This is a genomic window from Pseudomonas putida (assembly GCF_002025705.1).
In the GTDB taxonomy this organism is placed as follows: Bacteria; Pseudomonadota; Gammaproteobacteria; order Pseudomonadales; family Pseudomonadaceae; genus Aquipseudomonas; species Aquipseudomonas putida_J.
Genome location: NZ_CP018846.1, coordinates 4,429,140 through 4,441,926, shown reverse-complemented (window position 1 = coordinate 4,441,926; position 12,787 = coordinate 4,429,140). Strand labels below are relative to the sequence as shown.

At 61.9% G+C, this 12,787-nt stretch carries 13 protein-coding genes; 7 read left to right on the top strand and 6 right to left on the bottom strand.

Annotated elements, in window-relative coordinates; genetic code table 11:
• The first annotated feature begins 49 nt into the window (after positions 1-49).
• Complete coding sequence (locus BUQ73_RS20010) at positions 50-415, top strand: diacylglycerol kinase (RefSeq protein ID WP_060484470.1); 366 nt, start codon at positions 50-52, stop codon at positions 413-415.
• Here BUQ73_RS20010 and finR read toward each other — a convergent pair.
• Positions 412-1,338: a LysR family transcriptional regulator FinR gene (finR, locus tag BUQ73_RS20005; protein ID WP_079229371.1), complete on the bottom strand. Its 927-nt coding sequence runs from the start codon at positions 1,336-1,338 to the stop codon at positions 412-414. The two genes, BUQ73_RS20010 and finR, sit on opposite strands and share 4 nt — an antisense overlap.
• A 118-nt stretch (positions 1,339-1,456) precedes the next feature.
• On the opposite strand from finR, the gene fpr reads away from it, so the two are divergent.
• Entirely contained in the window at positions 1,457-2,236 is a 780-nt protein-coding gene (gene fpr / locus BUQ73_RS20000; protein WP_079229370.1) for a ferredoxin-NADP reductase, read from the top strand.
• Positions 2,237-2,300: 64 nt separating this feature from the next.
• Here the strand turns inward: fpr and tsaA are convergent, their stop codons facing one another.
• The 4 genes from tsaA to BUQ73_RS19980 all read right to left on the bottom strand — a co-directional run bounded on the left by tsaA (position 2,301) and on the right by BUQ73_RS19980 (position 4,797).
• Entirely contained in the window at positions 2,301-2,996 is a 696-nt protein-coding gene (gene tsaA / locus BUQ73_RS19995; RefSeq protein ID WP_079229369.1) for a tRNA (N6-threonylcarbamoyladenosine(37)-N6)-methyltransferase TrmO, read from the bottom strand.
• Positions 2,997-3,002: 6 nt separating this feature from the next.
• Positions 3,003-3,464: a DUF1456 family protein gene (locus tag BUQ73_RS19990; protein WP_054883423.1), complete on the bottom strand. Its 462-nt coding sequence runs from the start codon at positions 3,462-3,464 to the stop codon at positions 3,003-3,005.
• Positions 3,465-3,511: 47 nt separating this feature from the next.
• Complete coding sequence (locus BUQ73_RS19985) at positions 3,512-4,222, bottom strand: rRNA pseudouridine synthase (RefSeq protein ID WP_079229368.1); 711 nt, start codon at positions 4,220-4,222, stop codon at positions 3,512-3,514.
• A gap of 119 nt (positions 4,223-4,341) precedes the next feature.
• Positions 4,342-4,797 (bottom strand): GNAT family N-acetyltransferase, encoded by a 456-nt coding sequence (locus tag BUQ73_RS19980; protein WP_079229367.1) that lies wholly within the window; start codon positions 4,795-4,797, stop codon positions 4,342-4,344.
• A 210-nt stretch (positions 4,798-5,007) separates the two neighbouring features.
• On the opposite strand from BUQ73_RS19980, the gene BUQ73_RS28745 reads away from it, so the two are divergent.
• The 4 genes from BUQ73_RS28745 (at position 5,008) to BUQ73_RS19960 (ending at position 9,220) form a co-directional block, all read left to right on the top strand.
• A complete protein-coding gene (locus BUQ73_RS28745) occupies positions 5,008-5,616 on the top strand; it encodes a hypothetical protein (RefSeq protein WP_237772796.1) in 609 nt (202 codons plus the stop codon).
• A gap of 197 nt (positions 5,617-5,813) precedes the next feature.
• Positions 5,814-6,659 carry a DUF6502 family protein gene (locus BUQ73_RS19970; protein WP_079229365.1) on the top strand — a complete coding sequence of 282 codons (846 nt, stop codon included), beginning with the start codon at positions 5,814-5,816 and terminating at the stop codon, positions 6,657-6,659.
• Positions 6,656-8,416: a DUF5666 domain-containing protein gene (locus tag BUQ73_RS19965; protein WP_079229364.1), complete on the top strand. Its 1,761-nt coding sequence runs from the start codon at positions 6,656-6,658 to the stop codon at positions 8,414-8,416. Before BUQ73_RS19970 ends, BUQ73_RS19965 begins: the two co-directional genes overlap by 4 nt.
• A gap of 54 nt (positions 8,417-8,470) precedes the next feature.
• Complete coding sequence (locus BUQ73_RS19960) at positions 8,471-9,220, top strand: hypothetical protein (protein ID WP_079229363.1); 750 nt, start codon at positions 8,471-8,473, stop codon at positions 9,218-9,220.
• Between the two features lie 69 nt (positions 9,221-9,289).
• Here BUQ73_RS19960 and rimO read toward each other — a convergent pair whose 3' ends face one another.
• Positions 9,290-10,621, bottom strand: a complete 1,332-nt coding sequence (rimO, locus tag BUQ73_RS19955) for a 30S ribosomal protein S12 methylthiotransferase RimO (RefSeq protein ID WP_027919973.1) — start codon at positions 10,619-10,621, stop codon at positions 9,290-9,292.
• Between the two features lie 235 nt (positions 10,622-10,856).
• Between rimO and BUQ73_RS19950 the strand changes: the two genes are divergently transcribed.
• Positions 10,857-12,767: a potassium transporter Kup gene (locus tag BUQ73_RS19950; RefSeq protein WP_079229362.1), complete on the top strand. Its 1,911-nt coding sequence runs from the start codon at positions 10,857-10,859 to the stop codon at positions 12,765-12,767.
• The last annotated feature ends 20 nt before the right edge of the window (positions 12,768-12,787 follow it).

The following is a 12,787-nucleotide window of genomic DNA, read 5'->3' as shown; positions in this document are numbered from 1 at the left end:
GACCCGTGCCGCACTAGTCTGCTGGCCTTTCTGTTGTGAAGTGACTCACATGACATCGCCATTCAAAGGCCAGACCGGCCTGAAACGCATCTTCAACGCCGCCGGCTACTCGCTGGACGGCCTGCGCGCCGCCTTCAAGGGTGAGGCCGCCTTCCGCCAGCTGGTGCTGCTCAACGTGCTGCTGATCCCGATTGCCTTCTGGCTGCCGGTCAGCCGCGCGGAGCGGGCAATCATGATCGCCGTGTGCCTGCTCGGCCTGATCGTCGAGCTGTTCAACTCGGCAGTGGAGGCAGCCATCGATCGCATCTCGCTGGAACGCCACCCGTTGTCGAAGAACGCCAAGGACATGGGCAGCGCCGCGCAGCTGGTGGCGCTGAGCATGGTCGCGCTGGTGTGGGGCGTGATCCTGCTTTAAGCGATCGCTGGCAAGACGATTTCATCACTGCGGGTAAAGCCCGCAGTGAAGTTGCGGCACAACGCCAGGAATTCACGCATCGCCGAGGTCTGGTATTTCTGCTTGTGCCAGATGAAGTAGAACTGGCGCATCAGGTCCAGCTCCGGCGTCTCCACCGGTACCAGGCTGCCGCGACGGAATGCATCGCGCAGGGCCAGTCGGGATATGCAGCCGATACCCAGGCCCGACTCCACGGCACGCTTGATCGCCTCGGTGTGCTCCAGCTCCAGGCGGATGTTCAAACTGGTGCGGTGATGACGCATGGCCTGGTCGAAGGTCAGGCGCGTGCCGGAACCCTGCTCGCGCAGGATCCACGCCTCCTGCGAAAGGGCCTCGACATCGGCGCGCCCGGCCTTGGCCAGTGGGTGTTGCGGTGCGCAGAACACCACCAGCTCGTCCTCGACCCACGGCTGCACTTCCAGGTCAGGGTGGTTGCAATCACCTTCGATCAGACCCAGATCAATTTCGTACTGCGCGACCTGGTGCACGATATGCGCAGTGTTCTGCACATGCAGTTTGACCTGGCTCTCCGGGTGTATCTGCATGAAGCTGCCGATCAGCAGGGTGGCCAGGTAGTTACCGATGGTCAGCGTGGCGCCGACCGCCAGCGAGCCGAAGCCGGACTTGCCGTTAAGCAGGTCTTCGATGGCCTTGGCCTGGTCGAGCAGTGCCACAGCCTGGGGCAGCAACTGATGGCCCAGGGCATTGAGGGCCAGGCGCTTGCCGGCACGGTCGAACAACTGGCAGCTCGATTGCCGCTCAAGTTCGGTGATGGAAGTGCTCGCCGCCGATTGCGAAAGCGCGAGCACGCTGGCCGCCCGCGACACACTCTGGTGCTGGGCCACGGCGACGAATACTTGAAGCTGACGAAGTGTAAATCGCATATCTATATAACCGATAACACATATCTTGATAATTCAGTTAACAGATATTGTGGCTGCCCCTAAACTATCGCGCAACTGCGCGTCTTGCGCGCTGCGTTTTTCTTCAGGAGCCCTTTAGATGAGCAACATGAACCACGAACGTGTCCTCAGTGTGCACCACTGGAACGACACCCTGTTCAGCTTCAAGTGCACCCGCGACCCGGGCCTGCGCTTCGAGAACGGTCAGTTCGTGATGATCGGCCTGCAACAGGACAACGGCCGTCCGCTCATGCGCGCCTATTCCATCGCTTCGCCGAACTGGGAAGAGCACCTGGAGTTCTTCAGCATCAAGGTCCCGGACGGCCCGCTGACCTCGCAGCTGCAGCACCTGAAGGAAGGCGACGAGATCATCATCAGCAAGAAGCCAACCGGTACCCTGGTCCTTGACGACCTGAAACCGGGCAAGCACCTGTACCTGCTGAGCACGGGTACCGGCCTGGCGCCGTTCATGAGTGTCATCCAGGACCCGGAAACCTACGAGCGCTTTGAAAAAGTGATCCTGGTTCACGGTGTGCGTTACGTGAACGAAGTGGCCTACCGCGAGTTCATCACCGAACACCTGCCGCAGAACGAGTTCTTCGGCGAGTCGGTCCGTGACAAGCTGATCTACTACCCGACTGTGACCCGCGAGCCGTTCGAAAACCAGGGCCGCCTGACCGACCTGATGCGCAGTGGCAAGCTGTTCAGCGATATCGGCCTGCCACCGATCAACCCAGAAGACGACCGTGCAATGATCTGCGGCAGCCCGAGCATGCTCGACGAGACCAGCGAAGTGCTCGACAGCTTCGGCCTGAAGGTGTCGCCACGCATGCGCGAGCCGGGTGACTACCTGATCGAGCGAGCTTTCGTCGAGAAGTAAGACGAACGCAAAGAAAAAACGCAGACCCGAGTCTGCGTTTTTTTATGCCTGCAAGGTGGTGATATCAATCTTCCCGAACAACTTCCAGCACCTGGATCTGATCCGGTTGCGGGTAGTGCCAGCGCACCTGCACGTCCCAGAACTTCACCCCGTAAACCCGTTCCGGCGGTGGTAACTGATAGGCCGGGCGCGGGTCCTGCGCCAGGCATTGCTCGATCAGCTCCACCAACGGCTCGCCAAGCCGCAGCCCATGCTCGTGGGCCTGGGGCAGGGCAGTGTCGCTCCAGCCAACGGCAATCGCGGCCGGCGCATCACTGGCCATCAGGTTGCTTGCCCCGGCAACACTGTCGGCGTAGGGCACATACGGCTTGATATCCAGTACCGGCGTGCCGTCCAGCAGGTCGATCCCGGACAGCAGCAGGCGCCCTGGCTCCACGCCCTCAAGGCGCACTACCGATTGGCCGATGCCGTTGGGCCGGTGAGTGGCGCGGGTGGCGAATACGCCCATGCTCTTGTTGCCGCCCAGGCGAGGTGGGCGCACCTTCAGGCGTGGCTTGTCTTCCAGGGCCTGGTGGAACAGGAACAGCAACCAGACATGGCTGACCTGCTCCAGCCCGGCCACCGCATCGCCCTGATCGAACGGCGGCAGCAGCTCCAGCACCCCGCGGGCCGCGGGCGCCAGCTGGGGCTGGCGCGGGATGGCGAACTTCTCCTTGAAGCAGGAGCGAACGATGCCGACCGGTGCAACCGTATGCTGCATGGCCACTCAGCCGCGCACGCGCAGGGTCAGGCCCTTGAGGAAGTTACGCAGCAGCTGGTCGCCGCACGGGCGATAGTTGTCATGCCCGACCTTGCGGAACAGCGCGCTCAGTTCAGGTTTGGACACCGGGAAATTGACCGCCTTGAGGATGGCGTGCAGGTCTTCTTCCTTGAGCTCGAAGGCCACGCGCAGCTTTTTCAGGATGGTGTTGTTGGTTACCGGCAGCTCGACCGGTTGCGCTGGACGGCTATCGTCCTTGCCACGGCGGTGGATCACCAGGCCGTCAAGGAAGTGCGCCATGACCCGCTCCGGGCAGCGCACGAAGCCGGCTTCATCTTCCTTCTTCAAGTAGGTGGCGAGCACGATCGGGTTAACTTCGAGGCCGGACAGCGCGATGATTTCGGCCATCTTGGCGTCGTTCACCTTGAGCATGTAGCGCAGGCTGCGCAGGACATCGTTGTGGTTCATTGCTGCAAAATCCTGTTCAGTAGCCACGCCAGGGCGTGGCGCATTGCTTAGAAACGTTCGGTGGCTGCCAGGTAGCGCCACTGCCCCACGGGCAGTTTGCCCATCGATACACCGCCCAGGCGAATGCGGCGCATGCCCAGTACCTCCAGGCGCAGGTAGGCACACAGCTCGGAGATCTGCCCGGGTTGCGGGTTTTTCACCACCAGGCGCAGGTGGGTCTCGTTCTGCCAGCTGGCCTTGGCCTTGGGCAGCTCCCGGTCATTGCGTGTGGCGCCGCGCGCCAGGCGCTCCAGGGCTTGGGGCGTGGTCTCGCCGCGCACTTCGATGATGTATTCCTGTTCCATGCGGCGCAGGTCGGCGTCGATCTTGCGGGTGACCCGCCAGTCCTGGGTGAACACCTGCAGGCCGCTGGCACCCCGTTCCAGCGGAGCCAGGCAGGACTGCCGGGCAAAATGCCCGTGCAACGGCCGGACGCCTTCACGGTGGGCCTCGCTGAGGCTGCCCATGTTCATGCTGATGCGCGCGGTTTCGCTATCGATACCGGCCGCTTGATGCATCAGCAGGGTGACGGGGTCCAATGCCTCGGCACGGGCACCTGGCAGCAGTTCGACGCGCTGGTTGTCGACCTTGAACTGGGGTTGCTCGACCACCACGCCATCGACCGTGACCCAGCCCCCTTCGATGTACAGCTCGGCCTCGCGGCGGGAGCAACCAAGCTGCTCGATGAGGCGTTTGGACAGGCGGACGGGTTCGGACATGGGGCAATTCGCAAGGCAGGGAAAGACTTACATTGTACCTGCCTGCAGGAGGTTGATGATGGGAATCTGTGTCAGATGCGCCATTTTGGGCGCAGAGCACGGCATATTCGGACGCTGCCCTAGGACGCTGTAGGAATCAGCCTCATGTGCAGCAGGGGATAAGGCTGCCCCAAGCCATCCGTTTCCGAGCGTCCGACCACTTCGAAGCCTTCATGCAAGTAGAAACCCAGGGCTTGCGGGTTCTGTTCGTTGACGTCCAGGCGTTCGGCATTCAGTTCTTCGATTGCATATCGCAGCAGGCGCTTGCCAACCCCCTTGCCACGGTAGTCCGGTGCGACGAACAGCATGTGCACGCAGCCGTTGGCGACCCCTGCGAAGCCGCAGATGCGTTGGCGATCCCGGCAGCAGACCAGCATCACTGCGTCGAGGTAGCGGCGTAGCACTTGCTCGCGCAACAGCAGGATGTAGGCATCGGGAAGGAAGTCGTGGGTCGCGCGCACCGAGTCCTCCCAGAGCTGCACCAGTTCGCCGTAGTCGCTGTAGCGCGGGGTTTGCAGCGTCAGAGCTGAATGCATGCCGGCATATCTCCAGAACGATAGGAAAAACATAGCAGGCCAGCCACTGGTCGGCTTTCGCGTGCGCCACTTGAAGCATGGTTCGCAGAGGTCTATTAATTAGGCGTGGGAAAAAATCCCACGCATAGAAAAAGTAAAACTTACAACAGATTCCCGGTTTGATTTGGCGTTCTCATGGCGAAGACCTGGAGACGGAAAATGCAAATTCACATGCTGTTCAAAAGGGCTCTACTGGCGGCTGCCGTTGCAGGCGTGCTGTCTATGGCCATCGTGTTGGTTCCTGACTCGATTTCTCATGGCTCCAGCGCCTATGCCAAGGATGGTGGCGGTGGCGGTGGCGGTGGCGGTGGTGGTGGTCACGGCGGCGGCGGTGGTGGTCACGGTGGCGGCGGTGGTAGTGGAGGAGGAGGTCACGGCGGCGGCGGTAGTGGCGGCGGAAGCGGTGGTGGCAGCGGCGGCGGCCATGGTGGTAGCGGCAGTGGCGGCCACGCAGGCAACAGCGGCAGCGGCCATGGTGAAGCAGGCCAGGGCCATGACGGCAGTTCAAACTCCGGGCGCAGCAGCAACCACGCTGAAGCGGGTGATGATCATGGCAATCATGTTGGCGGTGAGCCCGGTGATGATCATGGCAATCACGTTGGCGGTGAGCCCGGTGACGATCATGGCAATCATGTTGGCGGTGAACCTGGCGACGATCATGGCAATCACGTTGGTGGTGAACCTGGCGACGATCGCGGCAACCATGTGGGTGGCGAACCGGGTGATGACCGCGGTGCTCATGCCGCCGGTGAGGCCGGCGATGACAACAGCAGGAGCTGACTGGCAGTGAACAGCCCATACAAGACCCAGGGGACGGGTTTTGTATGAGCGGGTATTGGGCAACACAGTTGCCTTCCATCACGCATTTGCAGTGAGCGCTGACAGCTTTTTCTCATTCTTGGTGGGAAGTAGTTACAGTTTGCGTGGGATTTTTTTCCGCGCCGTATACTGGGTTCAACTGTCAAGGAATGCGCTTCATGCAATCGCCCACTTTACCCCCGTTCATGTTGAGTGCCCTGCGCAAGGTCATGCGCCCTCTGGTGCGCCTGATGCTGCGCAAGGGGGTGACCTACACGATGTTTACCGACCTGCTCAAGGAAGTGTTCGTCGATGTGGCCCATCGTGAATTTCGCCTGGACGACAAGGTACCAACAGACAGCCGCATCAGCCTGCTGACTGGCGTGCATCGCAAGGATGTCCGGCGGCTGCGAAGCGAAGTTGACACGTCGATCGCTGGGCTGCCTGAAAACATCACCTTGGGTGCGCAACTGGTGAATGTATGGACCAGCACCCCACCATTCTGCTCCGACGCTGGGCAGGCGTTGGCGTTGCCGCGGCTGGCCAGCGTTGGCGGCGATTGCTCGTTCGATGCCCTGGTGGCGAAGATCAGTACTGACATTCGCGGGCGGGTGGTGCTGGATGAGTGGCTGCGCCTGGGCATCGTCCGGCTTGATGATCAGGATTGCGTCCACCTCGAGGCCCAGGCATTCGTGCCGCAGAAGGGCTTCGAAGAAAAAGCCGCTTACTTCGGCCATAACCTGCATGATCACGCCTGCGCCGCGGTGCATAACCTCAGCGGCGAAGGCTTGCCATTTTTCGAACGCAGCGTGCACTACGATGCCTTGACTTCGGCCAGTGTCGACACGCTGCGCGAAGCGGTGACCAAGGACGGGATGCAGACCCTGCTGGCCTTCAGCAGGCTGGCTGCAGAACTGGAAAACACCGACGTGCCAAGCCACGAGCAACGCCAGCGAATCACGGTCGGGCTTTATTTCTACACCGAAGCCACCGATCCCGGTTCGTCGAAGACGCCGGCACCATGAGCCCCCTCGCGCGCAGCCTAAGTATCGTCACCCTCGTTCTGGCTTTCGGGCTGAACTTGGTGGCGCCTGCCAAGGTGGCTGCGGCACCGGTTTGTGTCAGCCGTGATGAAGTGGGTATGGCCGGCGCAGCGGGCATGCAGTTCCCCGGGGGAGTGGGTGGCACCGGTGCCAGAACCGGCGGTGTTGGCGGCACTGGTGTGCGCCGCGAGAACGGTGGTGTGGGCGGCACAGGTGCGCCGAGCCAGCAGCGCCCTGGCGGCACTGGCGGTACCGGTGCGCTCGCGGAGGGCGTCGACGGTAGCTTCATCGATCGCGGCCACGGCGGTGTGGGCGGTAGCGGCGCGCCGATCCAGCGCCCGGGCGGTACCGGTGGCACGGGAATCGTTGGCACCATCACCGGGTTCGCGTCGATCTGCGTCAATGGCCAGGAGGTGCACTACGGCAAGGATGTACCGGTGAGTCAGAACGGTGCCCCTGCCAGCAGCGCTCATCTGGCGATAGGGCAGGTTGTCGCGGTGGAGGCCTATGGCACACAGCGCGGCCTGCAAGCTGGGCGGATTGCGATCCTCAACGTTTACGAAGGGCCACTGACGGCACTGCCTAATGCATCGCAGCCACTGCGGGTCATGGGCCAACCTGTGCGGCTTGCCGCAGGGGCGCGGGTGGCTGAAGGGCTGCGCCCGGGCGAGCCGGTCAGGGTCAGCGGCCTGCGCGACGCTGCTGGAGAAGTGGTGGCAAGCCGTATCGAGCGGGCACCTGGGCTCAGTGAGGCCAGTGCCATTGGTGCGATCGACCGCCCCGGCAGCCTCCAGGGGCTCAAGCTCGGGACCCGCGTGGCACCGGCGCGGGAAGTGCTGGTGCGTGGCCAATGGACCGGGCGCCAGCTGGAAGTGGCGCAAACCCGCCAAGACCCGAGCCTGCCGTTTGCTGGCCGCGTGCAGACAGCGGTGATCGAGGGGCTGGTGCAGCGTACCCAGGCGCATCAGCTGGTGGTGGCGGGCATCAATGTGACGCTGGGGCAGGATACCGTGATCGTCGGCAGGCAGCCTGCGGCAGTTGCGCTCGACCAACGCGTGCTGGTGAGCGGGGTGTTCAGTGCTGCGCATGAGCTAAGGGCATCTAGCATCGAGTTCCACGACGATCGCCCCGACAATTCGGGCAGAGGGCATTCGGGGCGCGACAGCGAACGCGGTACAAGCGACTCGGGAAGCTCGGGCAACAGTGGCCAGGGTGAGCGTGGTCTCTCCAGCACCCGCAACGAAGGCAGTGATGATCAGAGTGAACGGAGTTCGGATAGCGGTTCCAGTGGCCATGACAGCGTTGGAAGTGAGGACAGGTCTGGAAGGTCGGGGCATGTCGATAGCGTGGAAGTGCGCGAGACCAGTAACAGCGGCAGCTCTGATCGGGTGGAGAAAGTCGAGGCAGTAGAAAAAGTAGAGCTCGAAAAAGCCGAGAAGGTGGAAAAGGTCGAAAAAGTAGAGAAGCCCGAGAAGGTGGAGAAAGCCGAGAAGGTAGAAAGGCCCGAGAAAGTCGAGAAGGTGGAAAAAGTCGAGAAAGTCGAAAGGCCAGAGAAAGTCGAGAAGGTGGAAAAAGTCGAGAAAGTCGAAAGGCCCGAGAAAGTCGAGAAGGTGGAAAAGGTCGAGAAAGTCGAAAAGCCTGAAAAAGCCGAGAAAGTGGAAAAAGTCGAAAAGGTGGAAAGACCCGAAGCGGTAGAGAAGGTTGAAAAAGTCGAGCATCCAGAGCGTTCCGGGCATTAGGTAACTAGGCTGGGTAAGTCCGATCACACTTCCCGACGCAACACTGAGGTGCAGATGCGACCCACGCTCCCTCTTTTTGCCTGTTTGTTGTCCTGTACCAGCGTATCGGTTCTGGCCGATACCTTCAGTGCCGCCATTGGCATGGACTATTCGAGTGGCGACTATGGCACGGGCACCACTTCGGAAATCTGGTACGTCCCCGTGGTCGGCAAGTATGAAACCGGCCCCATGACTTACAAAGTCACCGTGCCCTGGCTGCGCATCACCAACCCTGAAGTAGGCCCGAATGGTGACCCCTTGCCGGGTGGCTGCCATGCAGTGGAGAGCGGGCTGGGCGACACGGTTGCCAGCGCAGGTTATGCACTGCTCGATGGCAGTGACGGTGGCCTGATGCTGGACCTCATCGGCAAGGTCAAATTTCCCACTGCTGATGAAAAGCAGTGCCTGGGTACGGGTGAGTACGACTATACCGGCCAGGTCGATATCGCCAAGGTGTTCGGCCCGCTGACCGGCTTCGCAACCCTGGGCTGGAAGAAGTTCGGCGACCCGCCCGACAGCGATTTCAGAGATCCGATATTTGTCAGCCTGGGCTTTGCCATTCCTGTGGCGCAGGGTACCTCGGCGGGCGCCTCGTACGACTGGCGGCAGAAAGTCGTCTCCACGGGGTCACAGATCCAGGAACTGACTCTGTTCCTGACCCACAAGCTCAACCGGGAATGGAAAGTTCAACTGTATGCGGTCAAGGGCTTTTCCGATGCCAGCCCTGATGCAGAAGGTGGACTGATGGTTTTTCATACCTTCTGACAAAAAAGCCCCTGCCGGGTATTTCCACATTGGGAATACCCGGCAGGGGCTTTTCATGTGCGGGCCGCGTTAAACGGGTTCAGCCCACATGTCGTACTCATCGGCATCCACCACACGGCAACGCACTTTGTCGCCCGGCTTGAAGCCATGGTTACCGTCGATGAACACGCTGCCGTCGATTTCCGGGGCATCGAAGAAGCTGCGGCCAACCGAGCCTTGCTCCTCGACTTCGTCGATCAGCACGTCGATTTCCTTGCCGATGCGCAGTTGCAGGCGGGCGGCGCTGATGGCCTGCTGGTGCGCCATGAAGCGGTCCCAACGGTCCTGCTTGACGTCATCCGGCACGTCTTCCAGGCCCAGGTCATTGGCCGGGGCGCCTTCGACAGGCGAGTACTGGAAGCAGCCGACGCGGTCGAGCTGGGCTTCGGTGAGCCAGTCCAGCAGGTACTGGAAGTCTTCCTCGGTCTCGCCAGGGAAGCCGACGATGAAGGTCGAGCGGATCACCAGCTCAGGGCACTGTTCGCGCCAGTTTTTGATGCGTGCCAGGGTACGGTCTTCGAAAGCCGGGCGCTTCATCGACTTGAGTACCTTGGGGCTTGCGTGCTGGAACGGGATGTCCAGGTACGGCAGGATCTTGCCGGCGGCCATCAGCGGGATCACGTCGTCGACGTTCGGATACGGGTAGACGTAGTGCAGGCGTACCCAGGCACCCAGGCTGCTCAGCGCTTCGCACAGTTCGAGCATGCGGGTCTTGACCGGGCGGCCATTCCAGAAGTCGGTCTTGTACTTGACGTCGACGCCGTAGGCGCTGGTGTCCTGGGAGATCACCAGGATCTCCTTGACGCCGGCCTTGACCAGGCGCTCGGCCTCGCTCAGCACTTCACCGACCGGGCGGCTGACCAGCTTGCCGCGCATCGACGGGATGATGCAGAAGCTGCAGCTGTGGTTGCAGCCTTCGGAGATCTTCAGGTAGGCGTAGTGGCGCGGGGTCAGCTTGACACCCTGTGGCGGCACCAGGTCGATCAGCGGGTTGTGGTCCTGGCGTGGCGGCACCACTTCGTGCACGGCATTGACCACCTGCTCGTACTGCTGCGGCCCGGTCACCGACAGCACGCTCGGGTGCACGTCACGGATGCTGCCTTCTTCGACACCCATGCAGCCGGTGACGATGACCTTGCCGTTTTCCTTGATCGCTTCACCGATCACTTCCAGCGACTCGGCCTTGGCGCTGTCGATGAAGCCGCAGGTGTTGACCACCACTACATCGGCATCCTCGTAGGTGGGCACGACTTCATAGCCTTCCATGCGCAGCTGGGTCAGGATGCGCTCGGAATCGACCAGGGCCTTGGGGCAACCCAGGCTGACGAAACCAACCTTGGGGGTGGCGGGAGTGGTGGACATGACTAACCTCGGTATTGAATGCAGTTCGCCCTGGCGAAGCCGGGGGCGATCTTGACGGACGCTTTTGGCGCCTCTGATCAAAAAGTGCGCAATTCTAGCGAGCACACGGTCGCTTGACCAGCAGAAAAGCGACGAACGCTGCGCTATGCTTCGCGCCATTGCGCCGGGGTCACTGCATGCCCCTGACGCAGGAGTGAATTCTACCGGCCTTCAAGGCCATCTGCGGGAGTGTTCGATGGTTCAGGCAAGCAGTCACGCCGAAGGCGGGCACGCGGGGAAGCAGGGCGCGACACGGTCGCTGGGCCTGCTCGTGGCAGCGGTCGGGGTGGTCTATGGCGATATCGGTACCAGCCCCTTGTATACCCTTAAAGAGGTCTTTACCGGCGGTTACGGGGTGCCGGTCAACCATGATGGTGTGCTGGGCATCCTTTCGTTGATCCTCTGGTCGCTGCTGTGGGTGGTGTCGTTCAAGTATGTGATGTTCATCCTGCGCGCCGACAACCAGGGCGAGGGCGGCACCATGGCATTGACCGCGCTGGCGCGACGGGCCACGGCGGCTTATCCGCGTCTGCGCGCGCTGATGGTCGTCTGCGGCCTGATCGGCGCCTCGCTGTTCTACGGTGACAGCATGATCACGCCGGCGGTGTCGGTGCTATCCGCCGTAGAGGGCATGGGCCTGGCCTTCGAAGGCATCGACCACTGGGTAGTGCCCATTTCGCTGGTGGTGCTGGTGGCCCTGTTCCTGGTGCAGAAGCACGGTACCGACAAGATCGGCAAGCTGTTCGGCCCGATCATGGTGGTCTGGTTCCTCGCGCTTGCCGCGCTGGGCGCGCATGGCATCTCCCAGAGCCCGGAAGTGCTCAAGGCGTTCAACCCTGGCTGGGCGGTGAACTTCTTCATCGTCCATCCGGGCATGGGGGTGGCTATTCTCGGTGCCGTGGTGCTGGCGCTGACCGGTGCCGAGGCACTGTATGCCGACATGGGCCACTTCGGCCGCAAGCCGATCGCCCGCGCCTGGTTCGCGTTGGTGCTGCCGGCGTTGGTGCTCAACTATTTTGGCCAGGGGGCAATATTGCTGCAGAACCCCGAGGCCGCCCGTAACCCGTTCTACCTGCTGGCGCCAGGCTGGGCGTTGCTGCCGATGGTCGGGCTGGCGACCATGGCCACGGTGATCGCCTCGCAGGCGGTAATCTCAGGGGCCTTCTCCCTGACCCGCCAAGCCATCCAGCTTGGCTACATCCCGCGTATGCAGATCCAGCACACCTCCAGCGACGAGCAGGGGCAGATCTACATCGGTGCGGTGAACTGGACCTTGATGGTCGGCGTGGTGCTGCTGGTGATCGGGTTCGAGTCTTCTGGCGCCCTGGCGGCGGCTTACGGAGTGGCCGTGACCGGGACCATGCTGATGACCACAATCCTGGTGTCGGCGGTGATGCTGCTGCTGTGGAAATGGCCGCCGGTTCTGGCGGTACCGATCCTGGTGGGCTTCCTCTTCGTCGATGGGCTGTTCTTCGCCGCCAACGTGCCGAAGATCGTCCAGGGCGGTGCCTTCCCGGTGCTGGCAGGCGCCGTGCTGTACCTGCTGATGAGCACCTGGAAGCGCGGCAAGCAGATTTTGGTGGAGCGTATTGATGAAGGCGGGCTGCCGCTGCCAGTGTTCATCAGCAGCATCCGCGTGCAGCCGCCGCATCGTGTCGAGGGCACGGCAGTGTTCCTGACTGCGCGGGCCGATGCGGTGCCCCATGCGCTGTTGCACAACATGCTGCATAACCAGGTGCTGCACAGCCAGGTGGTGTTATTGACGGTGGTCAGTGAAGACCGCCCACGGGTACCGGAACAAGAGCGTTTCGAAGTCGAGGCCTACGGTGACGGCTTCTTCCGTGTGCTGCTGCACTTTGGCTTCATGGACGAGCCGGATGTGCCGGCGGCGTTGAAGTTGTGCCACCTGGACGAGCTGGATTTCAGCCCGATGCGCACCACCTACTTCCTCAGCCGGGAAACGGTGATCGCGTCGCGTCTGGAGGGGATGTCGCGTTGGCGGGGCAACCTGTTCGCGTTCCTGCTGAAGAATGCCAACGGTAACCTGCGCTTCTTCAACCTGCCATTGAACCGGGTGATCGAACTGGGGACCCAGGTCGAGATTTGAATATTCGCCGATTTCAATGA

Coding starts and splice junctions, on each gene's coding strand:
- BUQ73_RS20010 (WP_060484470.1), top strand. CDS start 50: ATGACATCGCCATTCAAAGGCCAGACCGGCCTGAAACGCATCTTCAAC.
- finR (WP_079229371.1), bottom strand. CDS start 1,338: ATGCGATTTACACTTCGTCAGCTTCAAGTATTCGTCGCCGTGGCCCAG.
- fpr (WP_079229370.1), top strand. CDS start 1,457: ATGAGCAACATGAACCACGAACGTGTCCTCAGTGTGCACCACTGGAAC.
- tsaA (WP_079229369.1), bottom strand. CDS start 2,996: ATGCAGCATACGGTTGCACCGGTCGGCATCGTTCGCTCCTGCTTCAAG.
- BUQ73_RS19990 (WP_054883423.1), bottom strand. CDS start 3,464: ATGAACCACAACGATGTCCTGCGCAGCCTGCGCTACATGCTCAAGGTG.
- BUQ73_RS19985 (WP_079229368.1), bottom strand. CDS start 4,222: ATGTCCGAACCCGTCCGCCTGTCCAAACGCCTCATCGAGCAGCTTGGT.
- BUQ73_RS19980 (WP_079229367.1), bottom strand. CDS start 4,797: ATGCATTCAGCTCTGACGCTGCAAACCCCGCGCTACAGCGACTACGGC.
- BUQ73_RS28745 (WP_237772796.1), top strand. CDS start 5,008: ATGCTGTTCAAAAGGGCTCTACTGGCGGCTGCCGTTGCAGGCGTGCTG.
- BUQ73_RS19970 (WP_079229365.1), top strand. CDS start 5,814: ATGCAATCGCCCACTTTACCCCCGTTCATGTTGAGTGCCCTGCGCAAG.
- BUQ73_RS19965 (WP_079229364.1), top strand. CDS start 6,656: ATGAGCCCCCTCGCGCGCAGCCTAAGTATCGTCACCCTCGTTCTGGCT.
- BUQ73_RS19960 (WP_079229363.1), top strand. CDS start 8,471: ATGCGACCCACGCTCCCTCTTTTTGCCTGTTTGTTGTCCTGTACCAGC.
- rimO (WP_027919973.1), bottom strand. CDS start 10,621: ATGTCCACCACTCCCGCCACCCCCAAGGTTGGTTTCGTCAGCCTGGGT.
- BUQ73_RS19950 (WP_079229362.1), top strand. CDS start 10,857: ATGGTTCAGGCAAGCAGTCACGCCGAAGGCGGGCACGCGGGGAAGCAG.